Source organism: Lysobacter sp. N42, assembly GCF_004344885.1.
The window spans coordinates 767,180-788,046 of sequence record NZ_SKFB01000001.1 but is presented as its reverse complement, the minus strand read 5'-3'; the positions used below and the strand labels follow the sequence as shown (position 1 = coordinate 788,046).

The following is a 20,867-nucleotide window of genomic DNA, read 5'->3' as shown; positions in this document are numbered from 1 at the left end:
GCTAGGGAGTAAAGATGAGTAAAACTTACCAAGTCGAATCGTTTTTAGACCAAGATAGTGAAACTTGGAGTTATGTAGTTTCAGACTGCGCAAGCCAGAGTGCGGTGATCATAGACCCTGTACTAGATTTCGATAATAAGTCTGGTCGCACAGAGACAACCGGCGCTAAAAAAATTCTGGAATATATTGAACGCGAAAATCTGAAAGTAGAGTGGGTATTAGAAACGCACGCGCACGCAGACCATTTATCTGCGGCTCCATTTTTTCGCGAGAAACTCGGCGCAAAAGTAGGTATAGGCGCTGAAATTAAACAGGTCCAAAAGATATTTAAAGATGTTTTTAATTTAGAGAAGGAATTCTTACCCAATGGTGCGCAGTTTGACCGTTTGTTCGAAAACGGTGAAGTACTAACAGTCGGTGAGCTTACATTTAAAGTCATGCATACGCCGGGTCATACGCCAGCAGACTTGGTTTATATAGTTAACGACGAAGCAGCTTTTGTGGGGGATACTCTATTCTTACCCGACGTTGGAACTGCACGTTGTGACTTCCCTGGAGGAAGTGCGAAAACGCTGTATCACTCTATTCAGAAAATTCTCGCTTTGCCTGAAGCAACATCGATATATGTTTGTCACGACTACCCCACAGAAGGGCGAGACCATCAATGCGTCACTACTGTAAAAGAGCAGGCGAAGCATAATATTCACGTAGGTAATGGGGTTAGTGAGGAACAATTTGTTGAGAAGCGGGAAGCGAGAGACGCAACACTTGCGATGCCACGCCTGATTTTGCCGTCCATTCAAGTGAATATTCGCGCGGGGAATATGCCACCTGCTGATGACAAGGGGAATGTGTATTTAAAGCTGCCTATTAATCAGCTCTAAAATACATAGCTACACGGCAACACCGACAAGGCTTCCGATTACGGCTGTAACTACCATAGCTAATACGCCCCAGAACAAAACACGAAGTGCGCCTCGAACAATTGAGGCGCCGCCAAGCCTGCCTGCAACCCCACCGAGAACAACAAGGCCGAAAGCTGTTGCGAGTGAAACTAATGGAATAACGAGTTTTGGCTCTGAAAGCCACAGAAACAAAATGGGTAGCCAAGCCCCTAAGCTAAAGAGTAACGCAGAAGTAATTGCGGCTTGAATCGGTTTAGCGGTGGATATTTCTGTTAAGCCAATGTCGTCACGTGCATGAGCTGCAAGAGCGTCATGCTGTGTTAGTTCTTGTGCGACTTGATCCGCTAGTGGTTGCGACAAGCCCCTTTGTTGGTAAATAAGGCTAAGCTCTTTACGTTCCTCTTCAGGGTTTTCCTCTAACGAGCGGCGCTCAATATCTAAATCAGCCTTTTCTACATCTTCTTGCGACTTTACAGAAACATATTCACCTGCCGCCATAGACATCGCGCCAGCGGCCCAACCTGCGAACGCAGCAAGCATTATATCGGGCTTGTTGGCACCTGCTGCTGCCACACCAAGAATTAAGCTTGAAGTAGAAACAATGCCGTCGTTAGCACCTAAGACAGCGGCGCGTAACCAGCCTGCACGATGAGAGCGATGTTTGTCGTTATGTGGTGGTGTAATTTGGTGTTGCATACTGGGCTTCTACATTGGCTATATTGTTGCTAGCTTAACACCAAGAATGCATGAAGTGCATAAAGAAAAGGAACAAAGAAATGAACTTGAAAATTGGAATAACTGCCTCAGCCATATTGTTTTGTTTGTCGGTTTCAGTTGCTAGCCTTGCAAAAGAGCAAGTGACAGGAATTGGGGGGTTCTTTTTTAAGGCCGAAAACCCACAAATGCTTGCTACATGGTATGAGGAGCATTTAGGCGTGGATCAAACACCTCGTACTTATGAAGTACAGCCGTGGCAACAAGAAGCGGGCTCTACGGTATTCGGCATCTTTTCCCAAAACACTGAATACTTCGGTGAACCCGAGCAATCATGGATGATAAATTTCCGTGTGGATGATTTGAATGCAATAGTGGCTCAACTGCGTGAAGCGGGTATAGAGGTTGTCGTTGATCCAAAAACATACCCAAATGGTCGATTTGCACGATTAGAAGATCCGGAAGGAAATCCTATTCAACTTTGGCAGCCTATGGGCGAGTAGCCACAAGACCAGCAAATCTCGAAAGCACTACCGTTAACTTCCTCACACTCGCTGCAGGTCCAGTCCGATTGTGCGTGCTTCAATTGACCATTTCGCTCGTAATCTTTTAACACCGCTCTGGCGCTAGCTTTCTTAGCTTCGGGTGCGTATATAGGCATTTGCAACGCATCTACCGGGAGTTCACCAATGCCTCCAGCGACCCCAATGCCTTTGACTCCAGCAGGAATACCCTCCGCATTGAGCAACCCGACTAATAGGTTGGCTTCTACTGGGTTGGCGGCAAGATAGACTTCAATCCAGTCGGCAGGAACATTTTGCTGATTACGGGAATTTTGCATAAATCTGACATTAATAAACATTTAACTTATTTTTCTTATGTTAGCTTTGAATGCAGAAGAATGCGAAGTGATTTGCAAAAGCCACATAAGGATTAAAACGATGACGATTCAGCAGACAATAAAACAAGCGAGTGTGAGTATTTTATTGGGATTGGCACTTATAGGCACTAATAACGCTATAGCTAGTGTCCCTAAAACGCCACATATTCAGGTAACTGGAGAGGGTCGAATTCAGGTGGAACCAGACCAAGTCGACTTTAGTTTCTCAGTAAACGCACAGCGTGGAACTGCGTTAGAAGCGAAACAAGACGTTGATCAACGTGTGAATAACCTGCTTTCAGGCTTAGCGAACTTTGATGTAGAAGAAGACGATGTTTCAGCTTCGCAAATTACAACGCGTTCGGTTTATGAATATAGACCGGGCGGTGAACGTGAGCAGGTCGGTTACAGCGCGATACGAAACATTACGGTGACCCTAGGTGACATAGCGCGTATGAGTGAGTTTATGGACTATGTATTGGCTGCTGGAATTCCGGAGATACAGTCGGTGCAATTAGGCGTTTCAAATGTGAATGAAGTGGAGTTACAAGCACAAAATAAGGCGATAGAAAACGCAATGATGCAAGCAAGAACAGTTGCCGAGCAATTTGGCGGTGAACTAGGTGATGTTTACAGTATTAATATACAAGGACCGCAACATCAGTCTCGGTATGGCCGGTATGCAAGCGATAGGATTGCTGTTTCTGGCTCGAGAGTAGCGCCGGAAGCGGGACGATACTTAGAGGCGTCGATAGAATATAGTGCGACAGTACATGCCGTGTTTTACTTGCAATAATTGCTACACTTAAGTTCACAGGATTACATCCAAAAGTGAAAAACTCACGTAAGTTGGATACACCCATAATTGATAAAGAAGGATTTGAAATGTCAGATATTTACAGCATTCCGGTAACCACTATAGATGGTAATGAAACAACTTTGGCGGACTATAAAGGAAAAGCCATGTTGATTGTGAATGTAGCGTCTAAATGTGGTTTAACGCCACAGTATGAGCAGCTAGAAGCATTGTATGAGGACAAAAAAGACGATGGTTTAGTTGTTTTAGGGTTTCCTTGTAATCAGTTTGCAGGGCAGGAACCAGGCTCGGAGTCGGAAATTAAAGACTTTTGCCGATCTACCTTTGGTGTGAAGTTTCCGATGTTCAGTAAGCTTGATGTGAATGGTTCAAGCCGGCACCCACTTTACAAGCACTTGATAGAAAAGCAGCCTGTTGCAATTCAAACTGAACACGGAAAACTCGAGTCCCTGTTGACAGAGAAAGGACTTATTGAAGAGCCGGGCACTGATGTGATGTGGAACTTCGAGAAATTTTTGGTCGACAAAGAAGGCGAAGTTGTTGCTCGTTTTCGACCAGACATCACTACGGAAAGCCCTGAATTAGTGAGTGCTCTTTCTCATACAGTATAACTACAGATACAGACGGTATATCTGAAAATTAGGTTTGCCCTGTGTTTGAGCTTGCTTGATTCGTGCCGCAGTGGTTAGATAAATAATGACTGCGGCAACGAATTAGCAATTTGGCATGTTAAAAGAAAAACTATATCGTCACCTCGAGCCTTCGGCATGGCTCGAAAGGGGAATGTCTCCAACCAATATTGTCGTATCTATATGTATTGTCATTGCTTCTTGCTTAGCGATCATTGAAACCGAAAAGCCGTTAGCTGACGCGCACCACAACCTTTTCTTTGTTTTTGAAACCGTATTTTTCATTATTTTCGCTGTGGAGTATGTGGCACGCGTATATGCAGCTGGGGAAGAGTTAAGGTATCGAGGCTTTTGGGGAAGGATCCGTTATATATTCTCTTTTTGGGCGCTTATCGACCTTATCGCATTACTACCTTATTTACTGTGGTTCGGAAACTACAACGCATTTTTTATGCGTATTTTAAGGGTTATTCGTATATTTCGGCTGGCCCGCTTAGGTCGCTTTAGTTTAGCTATGCAAGCATTCTTTAATGCGATAGCTCAGCGGCGCTACGAGTTTGTATTAAGCGTTATTTTTGCATTTGCGTTGTTACTTTTTTCTAGCGCTATTTTATACGCTATTGAAGCACCATATCAGCCTGAGGAGTTTGGTAGCATTCCCCGTGCTTTATGGTGGTCGGTGGCTACCTTAACAACGGTAGGATACGGAGACGTAACGCCTATTACAGGCTTAGGAAAATTCTTTGCGGGGGTTACCGCCATAGCGGGCATTGGAATGATAGCTATGCCCACAGGCATTATGGCCGCAGCATTTAGCGATGCCTATCAAACTACAAAAAACTTGTCGGACATGGAACGTGAGGAAAGGGAGCTCTACATTAAGAAGCTCTCAGATCACAAGAGCGATCCCTAAAGCTTGTTAGATTCTACGATATGTATTCCGTCTTTGGGGTTTTCTATGCTCTGAATCAAACTCAAAGCGATTTGCTCTGGTTTAACTGCTTTGTATTTGCGCGGGATAATTGGCGCTAAAAATCTAGCCGCGTAAACACCAATTTTCTCTGCTGGACGTGACGTTGAACGAATGTGGTTAATTAGTGATGGGCGAACAATAGTTAGTGATTCAAAACCAATGGCTTTCAACGCCTGTTCCGTTTCATATTTTGAGTTTAAGTAGAAATTCCTGCCCGGCGTTGCTCCTAACGATGAAACATAAGCAAAATGCTTGCAACCGCTATTTTTGAGTATGTAAGCCAGTTGTATGACTAAGTCTTTATCGATTTCTTGAAACTTTTCTTTAGAACCCGCTTGTTTCAAAGTAGTCCCTAATGCACAGATTGCTGCGTCTACTTGAATCGAATCGCATGCAAGGCGCAAGTCCATGTGGGTTGGGTTTTTTAACTTTTGATCTGAGTCACCACATGACAAAGGCAATCGGCTTGGCGCTACAATCGCTGAAAACTTGTCCTTTTGTAATGCGGATTGCAGAACAGAATAGCCAACAACACCGGTTGCCCCTAAAATGGCTAACTTCATTGTTATACTCCCTTAACTATAGGTTTAATCATACAATTAAGTTGTATGAAGTTATCTTCGATGTCAGGCTACAATGAACTTTCTTACCTTTTGATATGTAATTTTAGATACACAATAGAGTATTACCAATGAGGATTACGTATGGCTAGCAGCCTATCCCTAAAAACACGATTTACGCTACTCATAATAGCCGTTGTACTGGGGGCAATAGTATTGCTCGGGGCGCTAGTTTACAACCTCACATCCACTTATATCACCGAGTCTATCGGTCGTTCTATTTCAGAACGCGCGGTTAATATGGTTGAAAGACTCGATCAAAATATGAGTGCGCGCGTGCAGGAAGTGGAGCTACTTACCAGCTTGTACGAGGCAAACGATAGTCTCAATTCAAACCAACTTCGTGAGCAGCTCGAACAAATTCAACAACAGCATACTGTCTCGTCATGGATAGGGTTGTTAGACTCTAATGGTCGAGTGCAAGTTGCGACAGGAAGTATCCTCGAAGGCGCCAACATTTCTCATCGCCCCGTTTTTGAGTATGGCAGCCAAAGCCTTTGGGTCGGCGATGTTCATGAAGCGTTATTGCTGTCTGATTTACTCCCCAACCCTAGTGGCGAACCTATTAAATTCGTAGACGTCGCTGCTCCACTACGCAATTCCGATGGAACACTGCGTGGTGTATTGGCTATGCATTTGAGTTGGGAGTGGGCTGAGCATGTTATGCAGTCTATGTTTCAAACTACAAGTAGCGATGCTTTCCCGATCGAATACTTTGTTGTAGCCGCGAATAACACAGTGCTTATGGGGCCAGAAAACACCATAGGTGCGGATTTACAAAGCTTAACAACCGACACGTTGCCTGCCGGCCTTGAAGGAGCAAGCTGGCGCATTCAAACATGGCAAGATGGCTCTTTTCTTACCGGCTTTGCGAAAACAGAAGGTGCCGGCAATTACCCTGGCCTAGGGTGGAAAGTGGTAGCTCGCGTTCCAACAGTAAACGCCTTTGAACCGCTGCATATATTGCAAAACAGGATTGCTATTTTTGGTTTAGGGTTAACAGTTTTATTTGCGGGCATTGGGTGGTTTTTTACCGCAAGGTTTTCTGCACCATTACTTCGGTTGTCTGCTGCAGCAGACAAAATTAAGTCACTTCAAGACGAGATTACGATTCCAGAAGAGCATGCCTCCCCAGAGCTGATGGGGCTCTCTCAGTCTTTGAATAGTTTAATTGGTCGCCTAAAAAGTCAACGGGAAGAAATAGATGATTTGGAAGACATTGTTCATACCGATCCGTTAACTGGACTTCATAATCGAACATTCTTGAATGAGTACCTTGGGCATGCTCTGGCAGAAAGTAAGCGCAATCAGGGTTGCCTTGCCCTAATGTACATCGATTTGGACGAATTTAAAGATGTGAATGATAATATGGGGCACCACGCTGGCGATGTACTGCTGCAAAAGTTAGCAAAGCGACTTAAACACATAGTGCGCGAGGAAGACATTATTGCGCGTGTAGGTGGTGATGAGTTTGTTATGGCGATTAAGGCCAACGCTGAAGAAGTTGAAACATTACTAGCCAGAATAGCTGATCGCGTTATAAAAAAACTTTCAAAGTCGGTAAATGTAGGTGAAGGTCAAGAAGCCCACGTAGGTGTTAGTGTGGGGGCTGCATGGTGGCCTAGTCATGGCAGTAGTATTGATGAAGTGGCGCGAAGGGCAGATAAAGCGTTATACCAAGCCAAAGAGTCCGGGAAAGGGCAATACATTATGTATACGAATGACAATGAATAATTAAATCACTTATATCATCACTTCGCAGTCACTTAACGCTATAGTTACCTCTATAAAACCATTTTCTTTCAATTAAAGGCTATTGTTGCTATGCATTTTTCTATGAGTTCAGCTTTACGTTCCGGTTTTCGCCTCTTGGGGGTTGGGCTGCTCATGCTATGTACATCAACTGTTTTTGCGTTCGACGATTTAACCATTGAAGAAGTTACTGAAGTTGCACAAAGCGGCAATGTCCATGCTCAATATTACTTAGCTGTAAATTTCCAAAATGGCACGCGAGTATCTCAAGATTACACGCAAGCAGCTCATTGGTATGAGCTCGCTGCGCAGCAAGGTTACGCCTATGCGCAAGTGAACCTGGGGGTTTTGTATGAGTACGGCATGGGTGTAGCTGAAAATACCACTGAAGCAGCTCGGTATTACCAAATGGCAGCGGAGCAAGGTATATCCGCCGCACAAGCTAATTTAGGTCAACTTTATTTAAATGGTAGTGGTGTTGAGCAATCAGACCAACAAGCCGCTCATTGGTTACAACAGGCGGCAGAACAGGGCGATGTGAACTCGCAAGCTACTTTAGGGTATTTATATCGAGCTGGTCGAGGTGTTCAGCGCTCTGATGAACTCGCTGCACAATGGTACCTTTCGGCTGCACAGCAGGGTAATGCATGGTCACAACATAATTTAGCTTCGATGTATGAGTTTGGGCGTGGAGTAGAGCAGTCAGATGAGCGGGCTTTTGAATACTATATGCAAGCAGCGCAGCAGGGGATGGCGGCTTCTCAGGTGAATCTTGGCTTTATGTTTGAAAACGGCCGAGGAACAGAAAAAGACCTGGAGCAGGCCCAGTTCTTATATAGAGATGCAGCACGGCAGGGCAATACCGATGGGAAATTTAACTTAGCGCGACTATATGACTATGGGTTAGGTGTTGAAGAGTCAAAACGTGAAGCTTTTCGTTGGTATAAGTTGGCCGCAGAAGAAGGGCACCCGGTGGCGCAAAACCGATTAGGTGAGTTGTACCTTCATGGATTAGGTACAGCGCCCTCGGTGGAGTCGGCAATGATGTGGATAGAAATGTCTGCACAGCAAGGTTATGTGAGAGCACAAGCTAATTTAGGTCAAATGCTACTTTCTACTGAAGGCGTAATTCCTAACGTAGAGCAAGCTTTTCAATGGCTGAGCCGAGCGGCGGAACAAGGTGACGCAGTAGCCCAAGTCAACCTGGCGTCAATGTATCAAGAAGGAAACGGTGTAAGCCAAGACTACACGCAAGCGGCACATTATTACCGACAAGCAGCGGACGCCGATAATCCGAGTGCCCAAAATTTACTAGCGACTTTGTACGAAGAAGGGTTAGGGGTAGAGCAGTCGTACGAGCAAGCAATTCGTTGGTATAACCGAGCAGCAAGGCTTGAGTTCGCACCGGCGATGAATAATTTGGGTGTGCTCTATCAGTTTGGTCGCGGTGTGGAACCGTCTCAGGAGGAAGCTGCACTATGGTATCAACAAGCGGCGGACCTAGGGAACGCAAATGCTCAAGCAAGCCTTGCGTACATGTATGAGCATGGTTTAGGTGTTGATGAAAATCACGAAGTTGCGTTTCAGTATTATTTACAAGCGGCCCAACAAGGCCACGCGAGTGCACAATATAATGTTGGCCTGCTGTATCGCCAAGGGAAAGGCGTTGAGCGTGACGGTGGTGAAGCTGCGAATTGGCTTGTGCAAGCAGCAAACGCCGGTAATGTGGACGCACAAGGCAGTCTTGGCGAGTTGTATGAGTTGGGCGATGGTGTGACGCAAGACTATCAAGAAGCTGCGCGCTGGTATTTAATGGCTGCGGAGCAAGGAGACTTGTGGTCGCAAAACGCATTGGGATTACTGCACGAGGGTGGTAACGGTGTAACTCAGTCATACGAGCAGGCTGCAGATTGGTATATGCAAGCGGCTGAGCAGGGCAACGCTGCGGCCCAAGCTAACTTAGGATTACTGTACCGTGCTGGTAATGGTGTACGGCAAAGCGATGAAGAAGCTGTACGTTGGTATCGGCAAGCCGCAGAGCAAGGCAATGAGCTGGCGCAAATGAACCTTGGGTACATGTACGACAATGGTTTAGGTGTGTCAGAGGACTCCCAACAAGCTGCGCACTGGTACCAGCTTGCTGCGGAACAGGGGAATTCCAATGCGGCAACCAACCTTGGCGCGTTGTATGAAAGTGGTCGAGGTGTTGAACAAAATATGGAGCAAGCCGTTGCGCTGTATACTCAAGCGGCTGAAAGCGGAAATGACGTAGCACAAAATATACTGGGTTTACTGTATTTAAACGGCACAGGTGTGGAGCAGTCGAACGAACTGGCGACCTACTGGTTTGCGGAAGCTGCTGCTCAGGGAAACGAAGAAGCTATATCTAATCAACAGTTATTAAACGGTAACGAGTGAGAAAATAATTATGATATTCAAATTAAGGATGATCGACCGTTTAAAATATTATGCAGAGCGCATGCTTGGTGGTGGCGCAATAGCGCAATTACTGTTTGTGGCCTTGGTGGTATTGGCTGTTGCCGTTTCCGGTGGTTTACTGGCTTATTTTTTTGTACCGACAGAGTACAAGCTTGGAGAAGAGGTATGGTGGTCGTTTCTTCGTCTAACTGACCCTGGGTACCTTGGTGATGACGAGGGGCTGTGGCGTAGGGTTATCTCCACTGCGTTGACACTATTTGGCTATGTGTTGTTTATGGGTACCTTGGTTGCGATTATGACCCAATGGTTATACCGCAATATGCGCAACCTAGAACAGGGGCAAACCCCAGTTACGTTAAATGGCCACCACGTTATTTTAGGGTGGAATTCTCGCTCAATTCCAGTGATTCGAGAACTACTCACTTTCAGCCCTAAACGAGGCAGCGGCAGCCGAATAGCGGCGCTTGCAGAAGACATCACTAGTGGGCCGGTTAATGAAGTTCTATCTGAACGTTGGGGCACTTGGACACAACGCCGTGTTGTGCTCCGTTCGGGCTCTGTTTTAAACCCTGAACACCTGCACCGTGTAGCAGTATCGAATGCGAAAACTGTGATTATTCCGTCGCGCCGAAACGACGGTGAAAGTTCAATTTCCAACGACGCAAATGTCATTAAAATGCTGGTTTCACTTGATGCACAAACAGCTCATAGTGCAAACAAACCTGCGGTAGTAGCAGAGCTTAGCGATGCTGCCAAAATACCGGTGGCTATTCATGCGTTTAATGGCCCGTTACAGGTGGTTCCGGGTGACTTGATGGTAGCTCGAATCTTGGCTCGAAGCGCTCTTTATCCGGGCTTGGCTAGTACGGTGAATGCCATATTGTTAGATAGCGAGCAGTCACAGATTATCCCCGTGCACTTTCCTCAATTTATTGGTTGTAAGTGGCAGGAGGTCTTTGGCTACTTCGAAGAAGTTACACCATGCGGCATCGTGCGTCGTTACGAAGGCCGTAATCAGACCATTCTGGCTCCAGCAGCCAGTGAAGTTATCCAAGAACATGACCAAATCCTGATTATTGCCTCGCAAAGTGACAACAAAGCACCGCTCTCGAAGTCTCGGCGCTATATACCGTCCAAGCATACCGAACGTTTATTAACGCCACCGGCACCTAAAAGACGTAAAATTCTAATTTTAGGATGGAATCAGAGTGTTCCGCTGCTGATCAAAGAGTTAGGGATGGAGCAAGATTGCAGATACGAAATAACCCTGATTAGTACTGCTTCAGCCGCAGAACGTAAGAGCAAAATAAACAAAATAGTGGGCGACAAATGGCCGGGCACGTTCGAGTTCATTGAAGCGGATTACACCGACATGAATACTCTGCAAGCCCTGCCTTTGGCGTCTTTCGACAATGTTATGTTGCTAAGTAGTGACCGCTTAGGTACAGGTGAAGAAGCTGACGCTAGAACAGTAGTGGGGCTAATGGTGTTGGACTTTCTTTTAACTCAGCAGAATTTAGAAGAAAAACGTCCGCATGTGTTAATTGAATTACATGACCAGAGTAATGAAGTTTATGTGAACCATGCCAACAGTGACGTTATTGTAAGTTCTGTTGTTATCAGTCATGTGTTAGCGCAGGTGGCATTGTATCCGCCCATTCGTTCGGTGTATGACCATCTACTTTCGAGTGCTGGCGCACATCTTTCAGTGCGCTATCTGCCAGAGTCTATGTATCGGCCTATGGCGGTCGCGGAGTTACAGCAATATGTGATTGCAGAGGGGGGCGTGCTCATCGGTGTAAACCCCGACGGTTTACGTGTGCAACTGAACCCAGAAACGCATGAACACGTTCATTGCGGACCAGATACCCAACTTATTGTGATTATGCCAGACCGATAGAGATATTCGCTTAATAGAATAGAGATTTTCGCTTGTTAGAATAGTTGAGTGAAATAGTCGGGAAAGGTATAATATGCGCCAATCTGACCGACCCGTCACGAGGATTTATAATGAGCGAACAAATCGAACAGGCCATATTACGGAAATATGACGCCGGATTTGTATCAGAAGTGGAATCTGATACTTTTCCTGCTGGCCTAGATGAAGACGTTATTCGCGGTATTTCAGCGATGAAAAATGAACCTGAGTGGATGCTAGAGTGGCGCCTCCAGGCATTTCGTAGCTGGCAAAAAATGAAAGAGCCAGATTGGGCACACTTGGGCTACGATCCCGTTGATTATCAAGCTATTTCTTACTATTCAGCTCCTAAAAGCATGAAAGATAAGCCGAAGTCGTTAGACGAGGTTGATCCGGAATTGCTCCGCACATACGAAAAGCTAGGTATTCCGCTACACGAGCAAGAAATGCTTGCCGGTGTTGCGGTAGACGCTGTTTTTGATTCGGTTTCAGTGGTCACTACGTTTCGCGAAAAACTAGAAGAGGCAGGTGTTATCTTCTGCCCGATTTCGGAAGCTATTGAGAAGTACCCTGACCTAGTTAAAAAGTATATTGGAAGCGTTGTTCCTCGTGGGGATAACTTCTTTGCAGCGCTAAACAGCGCAGTATTTACAGACGGTTCATTTGTTTATATTCCAAAAGGTGTGCGTTGCCCGATGGAGCTGTCTACTTATTTTCGTATTAACGAGTTAAATACTGGACAGTTCGAAAGAACGCTTATTGTGGCTGATGAAGGAAGCCACGTGAGCTACCTAGAGGGCTGTACCGCACCACAACGAGATGAGAACCAGTTGCACGCAGCTGTGGTAGAGCTGGTGGCGTTGGATGATGCGGAAATTAAGTACAGCACGGTTCAAAACTGGTACCCAGGTGATGAAAACGGCAAGGGCGGTATTTACAACTTTGTGACCAAGCGCGGTGTGTGCGAGCGCAATGCGAAGATTTCGTGGACACAGGTAGAAACTGGCTCGGCAATTACTTGGAAGTATCCTAGCTGCGTACTTCGTGGAGACAACAGTGTAGGTGAATTCTATTCTGTGGCGCTCACGCGAGGGCGACAACAAGCGGATACCGGTACAAAAATGATTCACTTGGGTAAGAACACCAAGTCGACCATTATTTCCAAGGGGATTTCCGCGGGTAACAGCAGTAATGCATACCGCGGCTTAGTGAAAATGGGGCCAAACTCAGACGGTGCGAGAAACTTTACTGAGTGTGACTCTCTGCTTATCGGTGATACGTGTGCTGCGCATACATTCCCGTATATAGAAAGTTCTAATCCGTCTGCGATCGTTGAACATGAGGCTACCACCTCGAAAGTTAGCGATGATCAATTGTTTTTATGTCAGCAACGTGGCTTAGACGCTGAGAAAGCGGTCTCGATGATAGTGAACGGCTTCTGTAAAGAAGTATTCAAAGAGCTACCGATGGAATTCGCAGTAGAAGCTGGCAAGTTATTAGAAATTAGTCTTGAAGGTTCAGTGGGGTAAGCATGTTATCGATTAAAAATTTACACGTAAGTGTTGAAGACAAAGAGATTCTAAAAGGACTGAACCTAGAAATTAGTGAAGGCGAAGTTCACGCGATCATGGGGCCGAATGGCGCCGGCAAAAGTACCTTAGGTTACTTATTATCTGGCCGTGAAGGTTATGAAGCAACGTCTGGAAACGTTGTATTTGCAGAGCGTGACTTATTAGATCTTGAAGTAGACGAGCGCGCACAAGCAGGTTTGTTTCTAGCATTTCAATATCCGGTGGAAATTCCAGGCGTGAGCAATATGGAATTTATGAAAGAGTCGGTTAATGCTGTTCGTGAAGCACGTGGTGAAGAGGCTTATACAGCAGCTGAGTTTTTAAAGCTGGCGAAAGAAGCATGTAAGCACGTGAATTTACCTCTCGACTTCCTAAAACGCGGCGTGAATGAAGGCTTCTCGGGTGGTGAGAAAAAGCGTAACGAAATCATGCAACTTATTTTGTTGCAACCTAAACTAGCTATTCTAGACGAGTCGGACTCTGGTTTAGATATCGATGCATTGAAGGTTGTAGCTGAAGGTGTAAATAGCCAACGTGACGGTAAGCGTAGCTTCATTGTCGTGACGCATTACCAGCGTTTACTTGATTTCATTGAACCTGACTTTGTACACATTCTTGCTGACGGCAAAATTGTTAAAAGTGGTGGTCCAGAGCTTGCGAAAGAAGTTGAAGCAAGTGGTTATGCTTGGCTAGAAAAAGGTGAGGAGGCAACTGCATGAGTCAGTGGCTTGCCAATGTTTTAGAACGTAGCTCAGCTGACGCAGGAACGTTGTCGTCATTGCGAGAGGCTTCTCTTGCAAAGTTAAAGGACATATCGTGGCCTACTCGCCGTACTGAAGCATGGCGTTACACATCTTTGCACCCGGTTGAGAAGTTGTCGCTAAAAACCAATGCAGAGGTCTCTGAACAGTTCGACGCACCCGAAGTTGATGACCTAAATAGTATCGACATCGTTATGGTTAACGGTTCACTGCAAACCTCTATTGCTGATCTTAAATTACCTAACGGCGTGTCGATTTGTGCTTTGAATGAATTAGAAGCAGGCGCAGCAGCGAAGTTGAACTCGGCGAAACCCAGTCATCATTTATTTGGGTTGGTGAACGATGTTTTGGCGAATAGCGGCCTGTTTATTGAAGTCGATGCAGGTACTGTTGTGGAGCAGCCGATTCGAGTAGTGAACTACACACTCGATGGCGTAGAAGCGCATAGTCGTGTTTTCGTGCAACTTGGTGAAGGCGCAAAGTGCTCTGTTATTGAACATGGGACCGGCAGTGAGCAAAGCTTAAATACCGTGTTCTCTGAATATGTTATTGGTGACAAAGCCGAACTAGAACACTATCGTTTCGCGTTGCATGGTGGCCAAGCTATTCATGTGGGTGGATGTCATTTCAAATTGCATAATGAATCTAAGCTAAATAGCACTGTTGTGGGTTATGGCAGTGAGCTAAGCCGCTTAGATGTAGACATTATTCATGCCGCAGAACACGCACATGCGAAAATGAATGCTGTCTATTTGCTGGGTTACAAAGAGCATTTCGACCTACACACTAATATTGAACACACGATGCCCAATGGTACTTCTGAAGAAAACGCCAGAGGAATTGTAGGTGACAAAGCTCGTGCAACGTTTAATGGTCGTATCCACATTCATCGCGACGCTCAGAAAACACTAGCGGAACTTAATAACCGTAATCTGCTGCTTTCTCGGGGTGGACAAATTAATACTAAGCCTGAGCTTGAAATTTATGCAGACGATGTACAATGTGCGCATGGTGCAACCGTTGCAGAAATCTCAGACGAAGCGTTGTATTACATGCTATCGCGCGGCATTAACAAGTCAAAAGCGTTAGTTATGCTGAACTTTGGCTTTATTCAAGAATTGGTCAACCAAATGCCAAATAAAGCGTTAGCGAACTGGTTACAACCGCAACTGCGCGCACGTTTTGAAGAAATGGGGCGCCAATGAGCTTAGATATCGAAGCAATTCGTAAGCAGTTCCCAATTCTTGCTCGTGAAGTGCATAACAATCCTTTGGTGTATTTAGACAATGCGGCAACCACGCAAAAGCCACAGGTTGTTATTGATGCATTGGTAAACTATTACTCGAATACCAACAGTAATGTTCACAGAGGTGCGCATTTCTTGTCGGATGAAGCGACACGCCAATTTGAGAATGCCAGAAGCACTGTTCAGAAATTTATTGGTGCAGCAAGAGTCGAAGAGATTATTTGGACTAGCGGTACCACCGAAGGCATTAATATTGTTGCTAAAGCTATGGCTGAACAGTTACAAGCTGGTGACGAAGTTGTTGTTACTGAACTTGAACATCATGCGAATCTAGTGACTTGGCAGCAGGCATGTAAGAAATCTGGCGCGACGTTAAAAGTAGCAAGTATAGAAGACTCAGGCGAACTGACGCTAGAGGCTTTTAAGGCGCAGTTGTCGGAAAATACTCGTTTTACGTCTTTTCCGCATATTTCTAATGCGTTGGGAACCGTTAACCCTGTCATCGATATGGTAAAAGCTGTACGTCAGGTGGCGCCAAAAGCTCTGGTGTTAATAGATGGAGCACAGGGGGTTGCCCACGGTGACGTTGATGTGCAAGCTATTGGCTGTGACTTCTACGCATTTTCAGGCCATAAAGTGTTCGGACCTACCGGCATAGGCGTGCTATGGGGACGTTATGAAGTTTTAGAAAATTGGCCTGTATGGTTAACCGGTGGTGAAATGATCGCCACAGTGACCTACCAAGACGCTACTTGGGGTAAGTTGCCTAATCGCTTAGAGGCTGGTACGCCAAACATAGCCGGTGCGATTGGTTTAGCGGCCGCTTTGGAATGGTTTAGCCAATTTGATAGCCAAGCCGTGAAAGCTTATGAAGCTGAACTTATGAGTTATGCGGTTGCCAAAGCAAGTGAAATAGAAGGATTACGATTAGTAGGTAATTCGCCGAACAAAATTGGTGTGTTTAGTTTTGTGATTGAAGGTGTGCACCCAGCAGATATTGGTTTTATTTTAGACCGTCAAGGGGTTGCTATTCGAACTGGCGACCACTGTGCACAACCGTTAATGGCTCGCCTAGGTGTTCCAGGAACCGCGCGCGCTTCATTTACTTTATACAATACTAAGCAAGAAATTGACGTGTTCTTTAACGCGTTGAAAAAAGCCCAAACGATGCTGATGTAATGCTAAATGCATTGTAGAAGTAGGGAGTATTAAATGTCTGTTGAAACTTTTGTACCTGACTCAGCGGTAATTACTGTTACACCGGAAGCTGTTCGTCATTTTGAGTCGAAATTAGCTAAAGCGGGTATTGAGCAAATTATTCGTTTTTCCACAAAACCTAGTGGTTGCACAGGTTTTGCGTATGTCGTTGACTATGCAGAACATGCCGAAGAAGATGACATTGTTCTCGAGGTATCGGACAAAGTTACCGTAGCAGTGGCTCAAGACGCTATACCGATGCTGAAAAATACGGAGATTGATTACGTATTTGAAGGTGTGAATGGCGTGCTTAAATTTAACAACCCTAACGTGATCGACGAGTGTGGTTGTGGCGAAAGCTTTAGTGTGAATTAACATGCATAAAATTGTTTCGGTTACGCGCAGTGTTGAAGCAAGACGAGTACCCTCTGGCCAGAAAGAAACTATTCCGGCAGGGGAGTTCGTTAATATAACCCAAGACTTGGGTGGTAATTATACCGTGACATGGCGTGGTAACATGCTGCGTATAGACGGTACCGATGCAGACGCTATTGGTCGAAAAGCATTAACGTTGTCTTTTGATGAGCCTGAACAAGATGAGATTGTTGAGCAACAGGTTTGGGATGCGTTAGAAACGGTTTATGACCCAGAAATACCCATCAACCTTGTGTCACTGGGGTTGATTTACAAAGTGAGCATTGATCAAGAGAGCAAAGCGGTTGATATCGATATGACTCTAACTGCACCAGGTTGTGGCATGGGCCCCGTGCTTGTAGGTGACGTAGAGTACCGTGTTGGTATGGTTCCTAATGTTGACGCTGTGAAGGTCAACTTAGTGTTCGATCCTCCTTGGTCTAGAGATAAAATGAGCGAAGAAGCGCAGCTCGAAGCCGGTTTATTCTTTTAAAGCGTAATAAAAACGGAAATTGACAGAACATGAAGCTACCGTCGCCAAACGACATCGTTGAAGATATTGAGTTTCTCGACGACTGGGAATCCCGTTACCAATACATTATTGATTTGGGTAAGGCTTTACCGAAATTAGACGAGAGTGAAAGGCAACCTGAGTATAAAGTTAAAGGTTGTCAAAGCGATGTGTGGTTGATCGATGAGACCAAAGGTGATGTTTTAGCCTTTCGGACAGACAGCGACGCGCTTATTGTTCGTGGTTTATTAGCGCTTGTACTTGCCGCGTACAATGAGAAAAAACCTGAAGATATTTTAGCCTTCGATATTGATGCGTATTTCCAATCGTTAGATTTAGAAAACCACATTTCACCAACGCGTGGAAACGGATTGCGCGCGATAGTCGGACAAATTAAATCGTTAGCCAGCGCAAAAGTTTAACCCAAGTTCCCGTTAGGCAGGCTGAACCGGAATACGTTGTTTATCCGTAATAACTGCCGCTTGTTCCTGCTGAGAGCGCGTCATCAGGCTTGCGAGGGAAATTTCATCAAGAAAGTCTGCTATGCGATCACTTAAATCTGTCCACAAATGGTGGGTGATACATTGTTCGCCAGCGTGGCAATTGCTTTTACCGTGACACTTGGTTGCGTCTACAGACTCATTTACCGCTTGAATTATATGACCTACAGACACTTCTTCAGGATCTTTTAGAAGCTTGTACCCACCACCAGGTCCACGAATGCTTTGGACTATTGAGGCTCTACGTAACTTTGCAAACAACTGCTCTAGATATGACAAGGAAATGCCTTGCCTTAAAGCTATGTCTGAGAGAGGAACGGGTGCTTCGTTGCCATGAAGTGCTACGTCTAACATAGCGGTAACAGCGTATCGTCCTTTAGATGTTAGTCTCATAATTTTCTCACTAACTGCACGTTAACCATGGGGTCATATAACAGTGTTAGAATCCCATAATCCGACTAATTTAGTCAAGTATGTAAACAGGCTAAAAGACGCTGTTTTGTTCAGGTTTATGAGCAACATGCATTGATATTGAGCGTGTTCTTGAAATCGGTCTAGGAAGACTCAATATAAGAATTCGAGACAGCGCTCTAGAAGCGTTTGAGGAAATTGAAAATTTTACGCCATGGTGCGATAATATGCGCCCCGTATCTGGCCTATAACACCGCTTACTGAAGGGTGATTTCACGAATAGGAATGACTATGTCAACGAATAAATCTACGATTATTTATACTGAAACAGACGAAGCGCCACGTTTAGCTACGTATTCTTTGCTGCCGATTATCCAAAGCTTTGCAAAAGCAGCAGGTGTTTCAGTTGAAACCCGTGATATCTCACTAGCCGGTCGCGTATTGGCTGTATTTCCAGAATACTTGAACGAAGATCAGCGTATTGCTGACGCGTTAACTGAGCTAGGGGAGCTTGCGAAAACCCCTGAAGCAAACATTATTAAGCTTCCAAACATTTCTGCGTCTATCCCTCAGCTAACTGCAACGATTAAAGAGCTTCAAAACCAAGGGTATGCGCTACCAGACTATCCTTTTGAGCCGCAAAACGACGAAGAAAAAGATATTAAAGCGCGTTACGACAAAGTAAAAGGAAGTGCGGTTAACCCAGTGCTTCGTGAAGGTAACTCGGACCGTCGTGCACCAAGCTCTGTAAAGAACTACGTGAAAAAGCATCCGCACAAAATGGGGGCTTGGACGTCAGATTCAAAAACTCACGTAGCTCATATGCAAGACGGTGACTTCTATAGCAGCGAACAATCTGCAACTATGCCTGCAGCTGGCTCTTTGAAAATTGTACTTGAGAGCAACGGCTCTGAGACAGTTTTGAAAGACGGCGTAAAAGTGCAAGAAGGTGAAGTTGTTGACGCAGCCGTAATGAACAAGCAAAAGCTAGTTGAGTTCTATGAGAAAGAAACAGCTGCAGCAAAGCAAGAAGACGTTTTACTTTCACTTCACCTTAAAGCGACCATGATGAAGGTTTCTGACCCTATCATGTTCGGTCATGCTGTGCGTGTTTACTACAAAGACGTATTGGCTAAATATGCTGACGATGTAAAAGCTGTAGGTTTTGACGCGACTAACGGTATTGGAGACTTGTACGCGAAGTTAGAGAAGCTACCAGCCGACAAAGCGGACGCAATTCGCGAAGACTTACTTGCGGTTTATAACACGAACCCAGCACTAGCTATGGTTAACTCTGACAAGGGTATTACTAACCTGCACGTACCAAGTGACATCATCATTGACGCGTCAATGCCTGCTATGATTCGTGACTCAGGTAAAATGTGGACTCCAGACAATACTCAGGCTGATACCAAAGCAATGATTCCAGATCGTTGTTATGCAGGCGTTTATCAAGAAACCATTAATTTCTGTAAAGAAAATGGTGCGTTTGACCCTGCGACTATGGGTACAGTACCTAACGTTGGTTTGATGGCTCAAAAAGCTGAAGAGTACGGTTCACACGACAAAACTTTTGAAATTCCTTCTAACGGTACAGTCAAAGTATTGAACGAAGACGGTGAGATTGTTTTCTCTCATAGTGTTGAGCAGGGTGATATCTGGCGCATGTGCCAGGTAAAAGACGCACCAATTCGCGACTGGGTTAAGCTTGCGGTTACACGTTCTTCGCAAAGTGGCATGCCAGCAGTATTTTGGTTAGACAGCGAACGCGCACACGACCGAGAGTTGATCGCGAAAGTTGAAGCGTATCTGCAAGAGCACGACACGACTGGTTTAGATATTCAAATTCTTAGTCCTGTTGAAGCAACACGCCATTCATTGCAGCGCATGAAAGACGGTAAAGACACCATTTCAGTAACGGGTAACGTATTACGTGATTACCTTACTGACTTATTCCCTATTCTTGAGTTGAATACGTCAGCGAAAATGCTGTCTATTGTTCCACTTATGAATGGTGGTGGTTTGTTTGAAACAGGTGCTGGTGGTTCTGCTCCGAAACATGTTCAGCAATTTGTTGAAGAAAACCACTTACGCTGGGACTCGCTAGGTGAGTTCTTAGCATTGGCAGCTTCTTTCGAACATTTAAGTCGGGTGACTGGAAACGCTAGAGCACAGGTTCTTGCGGACACGCTAGACGCTGCAACTGCGAAGTTTCTAGAAAATAACAAGTCGCCTTCGCGTAAAGCGGGTGAAATCGACAACCGTGGTAGCCACTTCTACTTAGCAATGTATTGGGCAGAGGCTCTTGCAAACCAGTCAACGGACACCGAACTGCAGGAACGCTTTAAGCCTTTAGCGCAAAACCTTACTGAAAATGAGCAAGCTATCATTGATGAACTAAACCAAGTTCAAGGTGTAGCTGTAGAAATTGGTGGTTACTATCAGCCAAACAGTGAGCTTGTGTCAAAAGCTATGCGCCCTTGCCAGAAGCTTAATGAAGCACTAGCTGCCTTATAATCGATTAAAGTATCTAGTCGAACTTCTAAAAGCCCATCGTGTGAACGATGGGCTTTTTTGTTATTTGTTCTATTGTCAGCTTGCTAAGACAA

20 protein-coding genes are annotated in these 20,867 nt (G+C 45.2%); 16 read left to right on the top strand and 4 right to left on the bottom strand.

Annotated elements, in window-relative coordinates; translation table 11 throughout:
• Positions 1-14: 14 nt before the first annotated feature.
• A complete protein-coding gene (locus EYQ95_RS03900) occupies positions 15-884 on the top strand; it encodes an MBL fold metallo-hydrolase (RefSeq protein ID WP_111914014.1) in 870 nt (289 codons plus the stop codon).
• Positions 885-893: 9 nt separating this feature from the next.
• On the opposite strand, the gene EYQ95_RS03895 is transcribed toward EYQ95_RS03900, so the two are convergent.
• Positions 894-1,589, bottom strand: coding sequence for a VIT family protein (locus EYQ95_RS03895; protein ID WP_207916232.1), 696 nt, complete (start codon positions 1,587-1,589; stop codon positions 894-896).
• 92 nt (positions 1,590-1,681) lie between these two features.
• On the opposite strand from EYQ95_RS03895, the gene EYQ95_RS03890 reads away from it, so the two are divergent.
• Positions 1,682-2,122 (top strand): VOC family protein, encoded by a 441-nt coding sequence (locus tag EYQ95_RS03890; protein WP_111914016.1) that lies wholly within the window; start codon positions 1,682-1,684, stop codon positions 2,120-2,122.
• Here the strand turns inward: EYQ95_RS03890 and EYQ95_RS03885 are convergent.
• Positions 2,095-2,481: a DUF2007 domain-containing protein gene (locus tag EYQ95_RS03885; protein ID WP_111914017.1), complete on the bottom strand. Its 387-nt coding sequence runs from the start codon at positions 2,479-2,481 to the stop codon at positions 2,095-2,097. The genes EYQ95_RS03890 and EYQ95_RS03885 overlap by 28 nt on opposite strands.
• A gap of 79 nt (positions 2,482-2,560) precedes the next feature.
• On the opposite strand from EYQ95_RS03885, the gene EYQ95_RS03880 reads away from it, so the two are divergent.
• From EYQ95_RS03880 to EYQ95_RS03870, 3 genes are all read left to right on the top strand, one after another.
• Complete coding sequence (locus EYQ95_RS03880) at positions 2,561-3,295, top strand: SIMPL domain-containing protein (protein WP_165831914.1); 735 nt, start codon at positions 2,561-2,563, stop codon at positions 3,293-3,295.
• A gap of 89 nt (positions 3,296-3,384) precedes the next feature.
• Positions 3,385-3,927 (top strand): glutathione peroxidase, encoded by a 543-nt coding sequence (locus EYQ95_RS03875; RefSeq protein WP_111914019.1) that lies wholly within the window; start codon positions 3,385-3,387, stop codon positions 3,925-3,927.
• A gap of 115 nt (positions 3,928-4,042) precedes the next feature.
• Positions 4,043-4,858: an ion transporter gene (locus EYQ95_RS03870; protein WP_111914020.1), complete on the top strand. Its 816-nt coding sequence runs from the start codon at positions 4,043-4,045 to the stop codon at positions 4,856-4,858.
• Here the strand turns inward: EYQ95_RS03870 and EYQ95_RS03865 are convergent.
• Positions 4,855-5,481 (bottom strand): NAD(P)H-binding protein, encoded by a 627-nt coding sequence (locus EYQ95_RS03865; protein WP_111914021.1) that lies wholly within the window; start codon positions 5,479-5,481, stop codon positions 4,855-4,857. The two genes, EYQ95_RS03870 and EYQ95_RS03865, sit on opposite strands and share 4 nt — an antisense overlap.
• A gap of 141 nt (positions 5,482-5,622) precedes the next feature.
• On the opposite strand from EYQ95_RS03865, the gene EYQ95_RS03860 reads away from it, so the two are divergent.
• From EYQ95_RS03860 to EYQ95_RS03815, 10 genes are all read left to right on the top strand, one after another.
• Complete coding sequence (locus EYQ95_RS03860) at positions 5,623-7,272, top strand: diguanylate cyclase domain-containing protein (protein WP_111914022.1); 1,650 nt, start codon at positions 5,623-5,625, stop codon at positions 7,270-7,272.
• A gap of 102 nt (positions 7,273-7,374) precedes the next feature.
• Positions 7,375-9,708 carry an SEL1-like repeat protein gene (locus EYQ95_RS03855; protein WP_165924688.1) on the top strand — a complete coding sequence of 778 codons (2,334 nt, stop codon included), beginning with the start codon at positions 7,375-7,377 and terminating at the stop codon, positions 9,706-9,708.
• A 10-nt stretch (positions 9,709-9,718) separates the two neighbouring features.
• Positions 9,719-11,629, top strand: a complete 1,911-nt coding sequence (locus tag EYQ95_RS03850) for a hypothetical protein (RefSeq protein ID WP_111914024.1) — start codon at positions 9,719-9,721, stop codon at positions 11,627-11,629.
• Positions 11,630-11,739: 110 nt separating this feature from the next.
• A complete protein-coding gene (gene sufB / locus EYQ95_RS03845) occupies positions 11,740-13,176 on the top strand; it encodes a Fe-S cluster assembly protein SufB (protein WP_111914025.1) in 1,437 nt (478 codons plus the stop codon).
• 2 nt (positions 13,177-13,178) lie between these two features.
• On the top strand, positions 13,179-13,937 hold the full coding sequence (gene sufC / locus EYQ95_RS03840; RefSeq protein ID WP_111914026.1) for a Fe-S cluster assembly ATPase SufC: 759 nt from the start codon (positions 13,179-13,181) through the stop codon (positions 13,935-13,937).
• Positions 13,934-15,184 (top strand): Fe-S cluster assembly protein SufD, encoded by a 1,251-nt coding sequence (sufD, locus tag EYQ95_RS03835; RefSeq protein WP_111914027.1) that lies wholly within the window; start codon positions 13,934-13,936, stop codon positions 15,182-15,184. Before sufC ends, sufD begins: the two co-directional genes overlap by 4 nt.
• Positions 15,181-16,404: an aminotransferase class V-fold PLP-dependent enzyme gene (locus EYQ95_RS03830; RefSeq protein WP_111914028.1), complete on the top strand. Its 1,224-nt coding sequence runs from the start codon at positions 15,181-15,183 to the stop codon at positions 16,402-16,404. Before sufD ends, EYQ95_RS03830 begins: the two co-directional genes overlap by 4 nt.
• Before the next feature lie 33 nt (positions 16,405-16,437).
• Positions 16,438-16,797 (top strand): iron-sulfur cluster assembly accessory protein, encoded by a 360-nt coding sequence (locus EYQ95_RS03825; RefSeq protein WP_111914029.1) that lies wholly within the window; start codon positions 16,438-16,440, stop codon positions 16,795-16,797.
• A 1-nt stretch (position 16,798) separates the two neighbouring features.
• Entirely contained in the window at positions 16,799-17,329 is a 531-nt protein-coding gene (gene sufT / locus EYQ95_RS03820) for a putative Fe-S cluster assembly protein SufT (protein WP_111914030.1), read from the top strand.
• A 29-nt stretch (positions 17,330-17,358) separates the two neighbouring features.
• Positions 17,359-17,769 (top strand): SufE family protein, encoded by a 411-nt coding sequence (locus EYQ95_RS03815; RefSeq protein ID WP_111914031.1) that lies wholly within the window; start codon positions 17,359-17,361, stop codon positions 17,767-17,769.
• A gap of 12 nt (positions 17,770-17,781) precedes the next feature.
• Here the strand turns inward: EYQ95_RS03815 and iscR are convergent, their stop codons facing one another.
• Positions 17,782-18,240 (bottom strand): Fe-S cluster assembly transcriptional regulator IscR, encoded by a 459-nt coding sequence (gene iscR / locus EYQ95_RS03810; RefSeq protein ID WP_111914032.1) that lies wholly within the window; start codon positions 18,238-18,240, stop codon positions 17,782-17,784.
• A gap of 309 nt (positions 18,241-18,549) precedes the next feature.
• Between iscR and EYQ95_RS03805 the strand changes: the two genes are divergently transcribed.
• Entirely contained in the window at positions 18,550-20,775 is a 2,226-nt protein-coding gene (locus tag EYQ95_RS03805) for an NADP-dependent isocitrate dehydrogenase (RefSeq protein ID WP_111914033.1), read from the top strand.
• Positions 20,776-20,867 lie beyond the last annotated feature (92 nt).